This is a genomic window from Cloacibacillus sp., from assembly GCF_020860125.1.
Classification (GTDB): domain Bacteria; phylum Synergistota; class Synergistia; order Synergistales; family Synergistaceae; genus Cloacibacillus.
Genome location: NZ_JAJBUX010000071.1, coordinates 1 through 13,015 on the forward strand (window position 1 = coordinate 1; position 13,015 = coordinate 13,015).

Annotated in this window: 13 protein-coding genes; 11 read left to right on the top strand and 2 right to left on the bottom strand. The window is 57.1% G+C overall.

Annotation, left to right across the window (positions count from 1 at the left end):
• Window positions 1-448: Synerg-CTERM sorting domain-containing protein (locus tag LIO98_RS09040; RefSeq protein ID WP_291955801.1), on the top strand; the 448-nt coding region annotated here is incomplete at its 5' end.
• A 474-nt stretch (window positions 449-922) separates the two neighbouring features.
• Window positions 923-2,704, top strand: coding sequence for a DEAD/DEAH box helicase (locus tag LIO98_RS09045; RefSeq protein WP_291955805.1), 1,782 nt, complete (start codon window positions 923-925; stop codon window positions 2,702-2,704).
• An 83-nt stretch (window positions 2,705-2,787) separates the two neighbouring features.
• Here LIO98_RS09045 and LIO98_RS09050 read toward each other — a convergent pair whose 3' ends face one another.
• The gene (locus LIO98_RS09050) at window positions 2,788-3,168 is read right to left on the bottom strand and encodes a helix-turn-helix domain-containing protein (protein WP_291955807.1); all 381 of its coding nucleotides are present in this window, start codon (window positions 3,166-3,168) and stop codon (window positions 2,788-2,790) included.
• Window positions 3,169-3,290: 122 nt separating this feature from the next.
• Between LIO98_RS09050 and LIO98_RS09055 the strand changes: the two genes are divergently transcribed.
• Together LIO98_RS09055 and LIO98_RS09060 are read left to right on the top strand one after the other, a co-directional pair.
• A complete protein-coding gene (locus tag LIO98_RS09055) occupies window positions 3,291-3,851 on the top strand; it encodes a nitroreductase family protein (RefSeq protein ID WP_291955809.1) in 561 nt (186 codons plus the stop codon).
• Window positions 3,852-3,871: 20 nt separating this feature from the next.
• Window positions 3,872-4,540 carry a flavodoxin family protein gene (locus tag LIO98_RS09060; protein WP_291955811.1) on the top strand — a complete coding sequence of 223 codons (669 nt, stop codon included), beginning with the start codon at window positions 3,872-3,874 and terminating at the stop codon, window positions 4,538-4,540.
• A gap of 52 nt (window positions 4,541-4,592) precedes the next feature.
• On the opposite strand, the gene LIO98_RS09065 is transcribed toward LIO98_RS09060, so the two are convergent.
• Window positions 4,593-5,054, bottom strand: coding sequence for an Hsp20/alpha crystallin family protein (locus LIO98_RS09065; RefSeq protein ID WP_291955814.1), 462 nt, complete (start codon window positions 5,052-5,054; stop codon window positions 4,593-4,595).
• Window positions 5,055-5,485: 431 nt separating this feature from the next.
• On the opposite strand from LIO98_RS09065, the gene LIO98_RS09070 reads away from it, so the two are divergent.
• The 7 genes from LIO98_RS09070 to LIO98_RS09100 all read left to right on the top strand — a co-directional run bounded on the left by LIO98_RS09070 (window position 5,486) and on the right by LIO98_RS09100 (window position 12,971).
• Window positions 5,486-5,806: an MGMT family protein gene (locus tag LIO98_RS09070; protein WP_291955818.1), complete on the top strand. Its 321-nt coding sequence runs from the start codon at window positions 5,486-5,488 to the stop codon at window positions 5,804-5,806.
• A gap of 224 nt (window positions 5,807-6,030) precedes the next feature.
• Entirely contained in the window at window positions 6,031-8,316 is a 2,286-nt protein-coding gene (locus tag LIO98_RS09075) for a response regulator (protein WP_291955820.1), read from the top strand.
• Between the two features lie 15 nt (window positions 8,317-8,331).
• Window positions 8,332-9,486: an alanine racemase gene (alr, locus tag LIO98_RS09080; RefSeq protein WP_291955823.1), complete on the top strand. Its 1,155-nt coding sequence runs from the start codon at window positions 8,332-8,334 to the stop codon at window positions 9,484-9,486.
• Window positions 9,487-9,952: 466 nt separating this feature from the next.
• The gene (locus tag LIO98_RS09085; protein WP_291955824.1) at window positions 9,953-10,525 is read left to right on the top strand and encodes a 2-oxoacid:acceptor oxidoreductase family protein; all 573 of its coding nucleotides are present in this window, start codon (window positions 9,953-9,955) and stop codon (window positions 10,523-10,525) included.
• Window positions 10,522-10,866 carry a 4Fe-4S binding protein gene (locus tag LIO98_RS09090; RefSeq protein WP_291955829.1) on the top strand — a complete coding sequence of 115 codons (345 nt, stop codon included), beginning with the start codon at window positions 10,522-10,524 and terminating at the stop codon, window positions 10,864-10,866. Before LIO98_RS09085 ends, LIO98_RS09090 begins: the two co-directional genes overlap by 4 nt.
• Window positions 10,856-12,052 carry a pyruvate ferredoxin oxidoreductase gene (gene porA / locus LIO98_RS09095; protein WP_291955831.1) on the top strand — a complete coding sequence of 399 codons (1,197 nt, stop codon included), beginning with the start codon at window positions 10,856-10,858 and terminating at the stop codon, window positions 12,050-12,052. The genes LIO98_RS09090 and porA overlap by 11 nt, the downstream gene beginning before the upstream one ends.
• Window positions 12,039-12,971 (top strand): thiamine pyrophosphate-dependent enzyme, encoded by a 933-nt coding sequence (locus LIO98_RS09100; RefSeq protein WP_291955833.1) that lies wholly within the window; start codon window positions 12,039-12,041, stop codon window positions 12,969-12,971. The genes porA and LIO98_RS09100 overlap by 14 nt, the downstream gene beginning before the upstream one ends.
• The last annotated feature ends 44 nt before the right edge of the window (window positions 12,972-13,015 follow it).

Here is a 13,015-nt window from a genome sequence, read left to right on the forward strand (position 1 = left end):
CCACCTCACAGAGGCGGGCAAAACACAGGCCTTAGGCTTCACCGTCAGCGGCGACATATTCGGCGAAATAGACGACGTGAGCCAGATACGCGTCATAAAAATATTCCCCGACGGGACGGGCAGACCCTTCCGCGTCGTCACGAAGGCGGAGGATACAGAGGACAAGACGGTGGCGCTCTACGACGCCGACGATAACATCGTGACGGGTGCGATAGAGCCGGAGACGATGTACACCCTGGCCGTATTCATAAAAGACGGCGGCGAATACGACCTTGACGGCGAAGAGGATGGCACCGTGATAGACCCGATAGCGATAATCCGTCAGGCCAAGCCCCCCGTGCCCAAGCCGGCCCCGCACGGCGGCGGCAGCGGAGGCTGTACGGCGGGAGCGGGCACACTTGCGCTGCTGACGCTGATACCGCTCTGGATGAGAAGAGGGAAAAGGTAATACGGAAATAAAAGACAGGATAACGTAAGAAAAAGGACGGATAAAAGCCAAAGAAAGGGCGCGGGCGAAAGGCTCGCGCCCTTTCTTTGGCACGTCCTACGCGCCACAATATACGCTGTTCATCTGCGGTTGACTTTTCTGAACTATCGCCTATAATATATAGGTTACGCGGCATGAGGCCGCGTAACGGCATGAATTCTTTACACCGCGTACGATGTAACTTGGGAGTATTTCTTCTTACCGCCTGGCCGGATTGCGCGTCACAAGAATTTTGTGCATTGATGCAACGGGGCAGATACCGATATTGATTCGGTCTATTGTTTAAACTGCGTAAAGATATTTACCTAACAGACGTATGCCTTTTGGAGAAACCGACTGTATCATCTATACAGCCGAGCGTTTCCATGACGGCGGACGCCGATATAGCTGAACGCGATTTTCAACGCCCCCAATATATTTAGGAGGTAGTCTATAATGACACAGGAAATTCAGGAAAGATTTTCAGATTTTAATTTAAACCCCGCATTGCTCAAAGCGATAGAGCGCAAGGGTTTTGAGCATCCGATGCCCGTCCAGACGGCGGTGCTTGAGGATGAAAGCGTAATGGACAATGACGTCATCGTCCAGGCAAAGACCGGCTCGGGCAAAACGCTCGCCTTTGCGCTGCCGCTTCTGAACCAGATCGACGCGAGAGAGAAGATGCCGCAGATAATCGTCCTCTCACCGACGCGCGAGCTGGCCCAGCAGACGGCCCGCGAATTCGCCTGGCTCGGCGCCGACCTCGGCGTGCGCGTGGCGACGCTCGTCGGCGGCCTTGACATGGAGCGCCAGATACGCGCGCTGCGCGACGGCGCCTCCGTGGTAGTGGGCACGCCGGGACGTATTCTCGACCACCTGCGCCGCGGCACCCTCAAGACTGAGGATATCAAGAGCGTCGTCCTCGATGAGGGCGACCACATGCTTGACATGGGATTCCACGACGAGATGGAGGCTATTCTCGAGGCGATGGTCCATGTGGAGCGCACCTGGCTCTTCTCCGCCACGATGCCGCCCGAGGTGCTCTCGCTCACTAAGCAGTATCTTAACGCGCCGAAGAAGATCTCGCTCGTATCAGACATCACCTCGCACAGCGAGATCACGCAGAAGGCCTATATAATCCCCTCGCGCAGACGCTTTGAGGGGCTCACGAACGTGCTTATCTGGGAGAACCCCAGCAAGTCGCTGATCTTCTGCGGCACCCGCGCGGAGACGCAGGACATCGCGGACAAGCTCTGCGATATCGGCTTCCGCGCCACCGCGATACACGGAGACATGAGCCAGCGCGAGCGCAACAACGCCCTTTCGGCGCTGCGCGGCGGATGCGTATCGATACTCGTAGCGACAGACGTCGCGGCTCGCGGTCTCGATATCGACGCGGTCAGCCATGTTTTCCAGTACGGACTGCCGCAGAATCTCGAAGCCTTCGTGCACCGCAGCGGCCGTACGGGGCGCGCGGGTCACGAGGGCAGCAACCTCATCCTCCTCACGGCGCGCGAGGCGCGTCAGTTCAAGGGGATGATAATGCACTCGGGATCGAAGCTCAAACTTGAATGGATCCCCGCTCCCGACGCCTCGGAGATCGAAGGGCAGGCGCGTATCCGTTTTGAGAACAATATCCTTGAGCACGCCCTCGAATCGAATGAATTCGAGTCATGGGCGATGGAGCTGCTGAAGCGCGAAGAGGCCCCCACGCTCGTCTCGGGACTGCTCGCGAAGGCCTACGGCGACCAGCCCTCCGGCTATTCGATACGCGACGACGTCCAGTTTGAGATGGATCGCGAGAAGGGCCGCCGGGACTCCGGCGCGCCGCGCGGTGAAAAAGCTCCCGGACGCAAGGAGCGTTTCCAGCGCCCGGATATGACGGGTGGCGTCGCCGTACAGTTCGCCCAGGGACGCGACGACGGCTGGGAGGTTGGACCGCTACTTGGCGCGCTCTGCCGCAACATCGGCATCGGCCGCGAGGATGTGGGAAACATCAAGCTTCGTGATACAAGCGCAACGGTAGAACTGTCGCCGCGCGGCGCGGCGCTGCTTGACGCGCGCAAAGAGCGCCTTGAAAAGGACGGACTGACCGTCAGCTCCGTTAAGCCCTCGACCGGCGGAGAGCGCCGCGGTTCCTACCGTTCCGACTCCAAGCCGCCCCGCCGCGACGGCGGTTTCCGCAGGGACCGTGAGAGGGACGGCGACCGCGCCGGAAGAAGACGCTTCTCCAAATAGAACCGGCGGCATAGCAGCCAGCCGTACTTCAAGATACTTTGAACGCCCCGCGCCCCGCCCTTTTTGGCGAGGCGCTTTTTGTCTTACTTCTTTCTAAGCTCGTCAAGCCTCATCTGCTCATCACCCCATCGGTAGAGCTCTTTGAGCGTGGGAAACAGGGAACGCCCGCGCGGCGTCAGCGAATATTCCACCCGCGGCGGCACCGTTTCATACTGCCGCCGTTCGACAATGCCGTGCTCTTCAAGCTCGTGCAGCGACTTCGTCAGCATCATATTTGTAATACCGCGCACGCTCCGCTTGAGCTCATTATAGCGCGTCGCCTCGCGCGGGAATAGATGCCAGAGGATCGGCAGCTTCCATTTCTGCCCGATTATCCCCAGCGCGTATGTTACGGGACAAGTCAAGGTATATACGCCGTCGTCCGCCAGCTCCGAACGGCGGCAAAAAAATTCTTTTTCATCCATTGCCAGCGCCTCATTTCAATAGTATCTAATTTATACTCACACAGAAAAAACTGCATACTTGAAGATTTCTTTCCAACTGTTATCATCATACTACAAAATCTGATTTATGAGGTGATGCGAAAATGGATTTCATAAAGCTGGCAAAAGAGCGTTATTCCGTGAGGAAATTCGCCGCGAAAAAGGTGGAAGAGGAAAAGGTCGCGCAGATACTGGAGGCGGGCCGCTGCGCCCCTACGGCGGTAAATTACCAGCCACAGAGGATACTGGTCATTGAGAACAGCGACAGCCTCGCCAAACTTAGGGACTGCACCCCCTATCATTTCAACGCGCCGCTCGCGCTGCTCGTCTGCTATGACAAGACGGCGAGCTGGAAACGGTCCTACGACGGCCGCGACATGGGCGTGGTCGACGCCTCGATCGTCGCCGCGCAGATGATGCTGGAGGCGGCGGCGCTCGGCCTCGGCACGACCTGGGTCGGACATTTCGACCCGGCCGCGGTGAGAACGGCCTTTGCGCTGCCGGAATATATCGAGCCGGTGGCGCTCCTGCCGACCGGCTATCCGCATGAGAGCGCGAAGCCGAGCCATCTGCACGAAGACCGCCTCAGCCTTGACAATACAGTCTTTTACAACACCTTCGAGGGTATCGCCCCAGGTGCGAAGGGCACGGGCGCGCACGACTAGCACGTGAGAGGCGGTATGATATGAAGATATATATTCTGGACGGCGGCCCCCGTAAAGACTGCAACACCGCCGCGATGTGCGAAAGCTTCGCCAGGGGGGCGGCCGAAGCGGGAGCGGAGAGCGAGAGGGTCCGCCTCTTCGATTACAGTTACACCGGCTGCCGCAGCTGCTTCGCCTGCAAGGCGAGGGGCGGCCCCTCCTACGGGCGCTGCGGATGGCGCGACGGGATTTATGAACTGCTCGACTCCGTGGCGCACGCCGACGGGGTGGTATTCGCCTCGCCCGTCTACTTCGGCACGATAACGCCGCAGCTGCACGCCTTCATCGAGAGGCTGTTTTTCCCCTTCGTCGTCTACGACAAAAAATACAGCGTCATCGCGCCCAAGAGGCCGGAGACTGCCGTCATCTACACAATGAACGTCAAGGAGCCGGTGATGACAAAGGAGTATATCGGAGAGGCGAAGGGCGGGCCGCTGGATTTTTTTGAACGCTATGTGACAAGGGTTTATAAGAGGCCGGAACGTCTCTGCGCCTTCAACACCTACCAGTTCACAGACTACGGCAAGTTTGTCGCGGACGGCTGGGACGAACGGGAAAAGGCGGAGTGGCGGGAGCGCGAGCTGCCGCGCGAACTGCGGAAGGCCTTCGAGGCGGGGAAACGCATGGCGGAAAAGATAAAAAAAGGATAACGAACAAAGCCGCCGGCTTTCGCCGGCGGCCTGCTGCCATCAATTATATTATCTATCCCTCAATGGCGATGAGGTTGTTTTTAGCGGGAAGTTTGTTTTGTTCTTCCTTCGGAAGCGTGACGGTCAGGATACCGTCGGTGAATTTCGCCTTGATATCCTCCTGCTTCACCTCTTCGCCGACAAAAAACGTCCGCGAACAGCTGCCGGAGAAACATTCCCTTCTGATGAACTTGCCGTCCTCGGGTTTTTCTTCCCTCTCATAGCTGCGGTCGGCGCTGATCGTCAGATAGCCGCCGTTGAGCTCGGCCTTGATATCTTCCTTCCTGAACCCCGGCAGATCGATGTCGAGGATATAGCTGCCGTCCTTCTCTTTCACGTCGGTCTTCATGAGGTTTTTCTCACGTCTGCCGTATATTCCGCCGCCCAGGGCCGGCATCTGCATCCTGCCCACGAAGGGGAAGTCGTCCATCAGCTCGTCAAATAGATTTTCTCCGAAAAGTTTTGGCATTATCATTGTGCATTCCTCCTTAAATTATTACTTAATGCGATACCCCGGCGGAGATTCCGCCGCTTCGAAGAGCATCCGCTGTTCTTCTTTTCAAAAAGAATTATAACATCTTTGTTAGCAGAGTCAATAGGTGAGTGCTAATTTTTGACTAAATTTGATATTAACTATTATTAGTGATAATATTCTGAGATAATAAGGTTAGGTTACTACTGTCAACATTATCTTATAGAACATATTTTAATTATATTATATACTATTTATATATTATATTTTTATACTTCCACTATTTGGCAAATTGTAATTTTTTAATATTTGGAAGGGTTTGAAAACATTTACATCTCAGCAAAATGCACAAATAAAATGACTCCCGTATTTCCAAAAGGCATCGGCGGCGCGCCAGCAAAAATGTATAATTAAGCGGAAGGTAAAAAGGAGAGATGTTTTTGGATTCTTTTTTTGACCGGGTCTATAGGCTGGTAAAAAAGATACCTCGCGGCAAGGTCGCCTCTTACGGACAGATCGCCTGGATGCTCGACAGCCCGCGCGCCGCGCGGCAGGTCGGCTGGGCGATGCGCCGCTCTCCGAAGGGGCTGCCGTGGCAGCGCGTAGTCAGGGCGGATGGTTCCATCGCCGGCGGTGTGGACGGCGCCGCCTGCCGCGCGCTGCTTGAGGCGGAGGGCGTAGTATTCCTCCCCGACGGACGCGTCGATATGCGCGCCTGCTGCTGGAACGGCAAAGGCCGGTCAACCGAGCTCTGATCCAGAGGGGCGTTTTTCTATCTGCCGTATATGCCGTATATAATGATGCCCTCGTCCTTGCCTTTATCCGAGATGTACATATAATAAGTAAGTAAGTTTGCGCTTGATTCTCTCAAGGCCGAACCATTTGCGCTGTGAATACCGCACATTTACAGCCGCTGGAACGGGTATAAATATCAAACGACGGAGTGTGCGCCATGTCCCAATATTTGAAGAAAAATTTCATGTTTGACACGGAGAATCTTCCGAAATGGACTTCGTGGCTGCTTATAGGAATACTGATCGCCTATTATGTAATAACCCTGGTCAATACGAACCGGATCGTCGAGCAGGTGGAGATGATCGGCAACCATCCCTACCCTATCGCTATCGAGGTCGGCAAGGTCAACGCCGGACTGTCGCTGCTGCGCACTTTGCCCGAGCGTCTCTTTTATACTCGCACGCCTGGCGTGATCGAGGCCATACGGGGGCATTACCGCGACATTGACGCGTCGTTTATCAAAAGTTTCGATTTTATGGCCTCGCGCTATCTGACCGCCCCCGGCGAAGTGCTGCGCATGAAGCGGATATATCTCGAACTGCGGGACGACCAGAAGCGGCTGCTCGCCCTCTGCGGAGATCCCGCATTCACCTCAGAACAGGCAAGGGCTTTTTACGCCGAAAATATCGTGCCCAAAGTTGATGAGATGAGCCGCATAACCGGCGACATGAGCGCCAACTCAATGAGAAAATTCCATCTTTTCCACCGGCTCTCTCTCGACATCCGCCGCAATACGATAATACTTTCAACGATCCTCACGCTCGCCGTTTTCATCTCGCTCTTTATATACCGGCAACTTTTGGAGGCCAAGAGAAGGCAGGAGCGCGAAATGCGGGACGCGCTGAAGGAGGCGCTGCGCTCCGCGCAGAACGCTAACGCCGCCAAGTCACAGTTTCTCTTCAACATATCGCACGATATTCGCACACCGATGAACGCAATCATCGGAATGACCGCCATCGCAACCACACATATAGACGAGCCGGCCAAGGTGATGAACTGCCTCGGGAAGATAACCGCCTCATCTAAACATCTGCTGAGTCTGATCAATGATGTGCTTGATATGAGCAAGATCGAAAACGGAAAGATGGGCCTGAATGAAGACGAGTTCGTGCTGCCTGAGCTGATTCACGGCTTCATCACGATCGCCCAGCCGCAGGCAAAGAGCAAACGGCTGGAATTCGATGTCAGCGTCGCCGGCATTGAGCATGAGCGCGTCATCAGCGACAGCCTGCGAATCAACCAGATATTGCTGAATATCATCGGGAACGCCGTCAAGTTCACGCCCGAGGGCGGCACGGTGAGGCTGGATATCCGTGAACTGCCGCCGCGTTATAAGGGTTACGGGATATATCAATTCACCATCAGCGATACTGGGATCGGCATCCCCAGGGATTTTATCGGAAAGATTTTCGACCCCTTTGAGAGGGCTAAAACTTCCACCAACAGCAGGATAGAGGGCACCGGCCTGGGCATGGCTATCACAAAGAATATCGTCGAAATGATGGGCGGACAGATCGCCGTGGCCAGCGAGCCGGGGAAGGGGACGGTTTTCACCGTGACGCTGCCGCTGAAGCTGCCAGAAAGGGATGCCGAGCTTCTGGACCTCAGCCTCTTACATGAACTGCGCTCCCTCGTGGTGGACGACGACGGCGACGTCTGCGAGAATACGGCGAAGATGCTCGAAGAGATCGGGATGAAAAGCGAATGGGTACTGACAGGCGCGGAGGCCGTCAGCAGGGTCGCAGAGGCTCACAATAAAGCGCAGGACTACCATTCCGTGATCATCGACTGGAAGATGCCGGAGATGGACGGCCTTGAGACAACACGCAGCATCAGAAGCATCGTCGGGGAGGATATCCCTATAATTATCCTCACGGCATACGACTGGACCGACATCGAAGAAGAGGCTCGGAGAGCCGGTGTCAACGCCTTTCTTGCCAAGCCTATCTTCAAGTCCCGTCTCTACCATATCATGCACGGCCTGATACTCGGCGCGCATGAAACGGCGGAGACGGCACCGGAGACAGGTGACGCACTTCTTGATGGACGCGTGCTTATGGTCGAAGACAACGAGCTGAATATGGAGATTGCCGTAGAGTTCCTACAGAATCTCGGAGTCACGGTGGATAAGGCCGTGGACGGATGCGAGGCCGTCAGTATGGTAAAAAACACGCCAAAGGGTTATTACAAGCTTATATTTATGGACATCCAGATGCCACGGATGGACGGCAATGAGGCAGCTGCCGAGATACGCCGCTTTGAGAAAGCGGAGGGGCGTCCGCGCACACCGATAACCGCCATGTCCGCAAACGCCTTCGCGGAAGATATGAATAAGGCCTACGCCTCCGGTATGGACGGATACCTTACTAAACCGATCAACATTGACGATATCCGCAAGATGCTGAAAAAATATTATGTCCGTCCGGTAAAGATATTCAGCATCTTGACAGAAGATACGGATGCCAACTGAGGCAGCGGAGTTTTTATGAAAAGACACGACAGGATTTATTGCTCCATAGATTTGGATGCCATCGCGGAAAATTTGAAGAATATCGGCGGCAATCTCACGGAGGGCGTAAAGATGATCGCCATCGTGAAGGCCGACGCCTACGGGCACGGGGCCGTGCCGATATCACAGGCCATCGAGCGTGAGAGCCGCCTCTGGGGATTCGCCGTCTCCACCACAGAGGAGGCGGTGGAGCTGCGGGAGGGCGGGATAACGAAACCGGTGCTGATACTGGGGTATACTTTTCCCGAAGACTACGAAACGCTGGTGGAGAGGGATATCCGTCCTACGGTGTTCGGCCTCGCGGCGGCGCGGGAGCTGTCGCGCACGGCGGCGAGGGCGGGGCGTATCCTGCCGGCGCATCTGGCGGTCGACACGGGAATGTCGCGGATCGGCCTCCGCGGGCCGCACGAAAGCCTTGCGGAGATCATCGCGATCAGCGAGCTGCCAAACCTGCGGCTTGAGGGTATCTTCACGCACTTCGCGCGCGCCGACGAAAGCGAGCCCTCTTTCACCGCCCGCCAGCTGGATATTTTTCATACTTTCCTGCGCCTCGTGGACGGCGCGGGCATCAAGATACCGATGCGCCACTGCAACAACAGCGCCGGGTCGCTGTGGCACCGCGACGGCGATATGGAGGCCGTGCGGCCGGGCATCGCCCTTTACGGCGTCTATCCCTCGGATGAAACGCTGAATACCGGCGTGCGGCTGAGACCGGCGATGGAGATAAAGAGCCACATCTCCCACGTAAAGGATGTGGAGGCTGGAGTGCCGGTGAGTTACGGCGGGACCTACGTCACCACGCGGGACAACACTCGCATCGCGACGATACCGGTCGGTTACGCCGACGGCTACCCGCGCAGCCTCTCAAACAGGGGCAGCGTGCTGATAGGCGGACGGCGGGCCAGGATCATCGGACGCATCTGCATGGACCAGTTCATGGCCGACGTCACGGATATCCCCGGCGTCTGCCAGGGAGACGAGGTGACGCTGCTGGGAAGGGACGGCGGCGAATGTATCCCCGTCGAGGAGCTCTCGGAGCTTTCGGGGCGCTTCCCCTATGAATTTTTATGCTGCGTCGGCAAACGCGTCCCCCGGGTCTACCGGCGTTCAAGCCAAGAAGAGGAGCGCTAGCTGCCCGCGCGCACTATATATATCTGACAGGCGCCATGTCGCGGACGCCTGTCATTTTTATGGCCGCGGCGGTTTTTATCCTGTAGTAATTTTGCCGCATAAATCAGTGTTTTATTACGCTCAAGTTCGTTTAGGCTTAATTATCAAAGCATAAAAGAGATTTATCTTTTTAATAATGTCTATATATCTTGTATTCAGCCTCATAAGTTATTTATTTTAAAGGTTTGACATAAAGATAAATGAGTGTTATCATTCCCGCATTCTGTAAGAAGGAGGAAACGTTATGTTAAGAAGTACAGGCACTCAGAACATAATAATTATAATTATTAACGCGGCTCCTCCTCGCAGGATCGGCGTCTAGCGCCGTTTGTCAAGCGAGTAAAGGGGCCCTTTCGACTTAGAAAGGGCCCCTTTTTTATATCAAAAATTAAAAACAAAGGGTTTACATATCAAGGAGGAAAACAAAATGCAGAAGACAGTAGAGGTAAGATGGCACGGACGCGGCGGACAGGGAGCGAAGAGCGCTTCGGCGATACTCGCGGAGGTACTTTTTGAAGAGGGCAAGCACGTTCAGGCCTTCCCGGAATACGGCGCAGAGCGTCAGGGCGCGCCGATCCGCGCCTATAACAGAGTTTCCGATTCTCCGATACGCCGCCGCTGCGGCGTGCAGAATCCTAATATAGTGGTCGTCGTCGATCCGACGATGGTCGAGAGCGCCAATCCCACCGAGGGCTCGACAGAGGACGCCGTTTACCTCGTGAACAGCGCCGAGGACGCGAAGGTCCTCCGCGGTCGTCTCGGCGTGACCTCCAAGGCCCGCGTGCTCGTCATCGACGCGACGAAGATCACTCTTGAGGAGCTCGGACAGAACCGTCCCAACGCGCCGCTGCTCGGCGCTCTCTCGCACGTCTTTACCGACGTCCCAGTGGAGTCTTTCGTAAATCATTTCACCAGTAAGATGACGAAGCTGCCGAAGCCGGTGCTCGAGGCCAACCGCCGCGCGATACTCCGCGGCCGCACGGAGGCGGTGTTCGCATGAGCAAGCCGCAATGCTGGCAGGAGGTCCCGCTTGGCACGGTAGCCTTCGGAGCCTCCGCCCTCAAGGTGCAGACAGGGCTTTGGCGTTCCATGCGCCCCATCATCGACGCCGGTAAGTGCGTATCCTGCCTCAAATGCTGGATACAGTGCCCGGACGATTCGGTGGAGCTTAACGCCGACAACCGCGTCTGCGGGATAAATTTATTCTTCTGCAAGGGCTGCGGCCTCTGCGAGAAGCTCTGCCCCACCAAGGCGATCACGATGCGTTCCGAGGCCTCGTTTGCCGGAGAGGCGGCCCCGTCGGGAGAGAACCCGGGAGAGGTAGGCGCCCATGTCAAGTAAGATGAAGGTCATGACCTCGGGCAACCTCGCCTTTGCGGAGGCGATGCGCCAGATAAATCCCGACGTGGTCGCCGCCTATCCGATAACGCCCTCCACAGAGATCCCGATGCGCTTCGCCGATTTTGTCGCCAACGGCAAGGTCGATTCGGAGTATGTCGCCGTCGAGAGCGAACATTCCGCCATCTCGGCCTGCGTCGGCGCCTCGATCTCCGGCGGGCGCGTGATGACCGCCTCTTCGGCGAACGGCGTAGCGCTGATGCACGAGATATTCCCCATCGCCGCCGCCTTCCGCGCGCCAATCGTCTTCGGCCTCGTGAACCGCTCGCTCGGCGCCCCCGTCAACATTCACTGCGACCATTCGGACAGCATGCCTGAGCGCGACTCCGGCTGGATACAGATATACTGCGAGGACGCGCAGGAGGTGTACGACAGCGTACTGCTCGCGACGCGCCTCGCGGAGGACCCACGCGTGCTGACCCCCGTATTCGTCTGCCAGGACGGCTTTATCACCAGCCACTGCTATGAACCGGTGGAACTGCTGGCGGACGAGACTGTGAAGAATTTTGTTGGTGAAAGAACGGCGGCCTATCCGCTGCTCGATACCGATAATCCCGTTTCGTACGGCTCTTTCACCATGTCGGAATATTATTTTGAGATAAAGCGCAATCAGATGGAGGGGATGAACAACGTCCTCCCCGTCTACCGCGAACTCGCCGCGGAGCTGGAAAAGGAGACCAGACGCAATTACGCGCCGCTCGAAAGCTACCGCGCGGAGGACGCCGATTATCTGATCGTCATCATGTCCTCGGCGGCGGGCGTCGTCAAGGACGTCGTAGACGAACTGCGCGAGGAGGGCGTTAAGGCCGGCGCGCTGCGCGTGCGCTTTTTCCGCCCCTTCCCGGCGGAGGAGCTTACCGCGCTCGCGCGCGGCAAAAAGGGGATCGCGGTACTCGACCGCAGCGCGAGCATCGGCGGCACCGCCCCGCTCGCAGCGGAGGTAAAGTCCGTGCTCTATAACCTCGAAGAGCGCGTGCCGGCGCAGGAGTATATCTTCGGCCTCGGCGGGCGCGACTTCTACGCGCAGGACGCGCGGGCGGTCTTTGAGAGGATGGCGGCGGGAGATTACAGCGCGCGGGCGCGCTTTATCGGGCTTCTTGAGCGAGGTGACGAAGATGTGCGCGCTTAATATAAAGGAACTTACTAAAAAGGCCAGTCCGCTGACCCAGGGACACCGCATGTGCCCCGGCTGCGGCGCGCCCACGGCGATACGTCAGGCGCTGATGGGCGTCGACGACCCGGTGGTCGTGGTCAGCGCGACGGGCTGCATGGAGGTCTCGACGACCGTATATCCCTACAGCTCCTGGCGCATGCCCTTCATGCACATCGCCTTTGAGAACGCCGGGGCGGGCATTTCCGGCATCGAGGCGGCCTATAAGGTGCTCCGCAAGAGGGGCAGGATCGACAAAAACATCAAGTTCGTCGCCTTCGGCGGCGACGGCGGCACCTATGATATTGGCCTCCAGTCTCTCTCAGGGGCGCTCGAACGCGGCCATGACTTCACATATATCTGCTATAACAACCAGGGTTATATGAACACTGGCGCGCAGCGCTCGAGCGCGACGCCGCAGAGCGCGAACGCGACCACTTCGTCCGCCGGCAGCGCCGTTCCCGGCAAGCTGCAGCGCGCGAAGGATCTCACGGAGATCGTCGCGGCCCATGACATCCCCTATGTCGCGCAGACCTCGCTGCACAACCCCTTCGATCTCATAGCGAAGGTAAAGCGCGCCGTCGAAACGCCGGGCCCCGCCTTCGTCAATGTGCTGGTGCCCTGTCCGCTCTTCTGGAAGATAGACCCCGCCAACCAGATGGAGATATGCCAGCTGGCGGTGGACAGCAAATTCTGGCCCGTCTACGAGGTTGTGAAGGGAGAGTATTCTCTCTCCTACGAGCCAAAGAACCCGCGCCGGCTTGAGGATTTCCTCCGCGCGCAGGGACGTTACGCTCACCTCTTCAAGAAAGGGGCCGAGCGGCTCGACCTTGTCGAGGCGGCTCAGCGCGACGCCGACGGGAGCTGGGCGAAGCTGCTGAAAAAGTGCGGCAGATAAAAATTTAATGATAACGTCAGGGCCGGAGGCGGGCAGTTACCCTC

Excerpts from the sequence above, each read along its gene's own strand:
- LIO98_RS09045 (WP_291955805.1), top strand. The coding sequence starts at position 923 with ATGACACAGGAAATTCAGGAAAGATTTTCAGATTTTAATTTAAACCCC.
- LIO98_RS09050 (WP_291955807.1), bottom strand. The coding sequence starts at position 3,168 with ATGGATGAAAAAGAATTTTTTTGCCGCCGTTCGGAGCTGGCGGACGAC.
- LIO98_RS09055 (WP_291955809.1), top strand. The coding sequence starts at position 3,291 with ATGGATTTCATAAAGCTGGCAAAAGAGCGTTATTCCGTGAGGAAATTC.
- LIO98_RS09060 (WP_291955811.1), top strand. The coding sequence starts at position 3,872 with ATGAAGATATATATTCTGGACGGCGGCCCCCGTAAAGACTGCAACACC.
- LIO98_RS09065 (WP_291955814.1), bottom strand. The coding sequence starts at position 5,054 with ATGATAATGCCAAAACTTTTCGGAGAAAATCTATTTGACGAGCTGATG.
- LIO98_RS09070 (WP_291955818.1), top strand. The coding sequence starts at position 5,486 with ATGTTTTTGGATTCTTTTTTTGACCGGGTCTATAGGCTGGTAAAAAAG.
- LIO98_RS09075 (WP_291955820.1), top strand. The coding sequence starts at position 6,031 with ATGTTTGACACGGAGAATCTTCCGAAATGGACTTCGTGGCTGCTTATA.
- alr (WP_291955823.1), top strand. The coding sequence starts at position 8,332 with ATGAAAAGACACGACAGGATTTATTGCTCCATAGATTTGGATGCCATC.
- LIO98_RS09085 (WP_291955824.1), top strand. The coding sequence starts at position 9,953 with ATGCAGAAGACAGTAGAGGTAAGATGGCACGGACGCGGCGGACAGGGA.
- LIO98_RS09090 (WP_291955829.1), top strand. The coding sequence starts at position 10,522 with ATGAGCAAGCCGCAATGCTGGCAGGAGGTCCCGCTTGGCACGGTAGCC.
- porA (WP_291955831.1), top strand. The coding sequence starts at position 10,856 with ATGTCAAGTAAGATGAAGGTCATGACCTCGGGCAACCTCGCCTTTGCG.
- LIO98_RS09100 (WP_291955833.1), top strand. The coding sequence starts at position 12,039 with ATGTGCGCGCTTAATATAAAGGAACTTACTAAAAAGGCCAGTCCGCTG.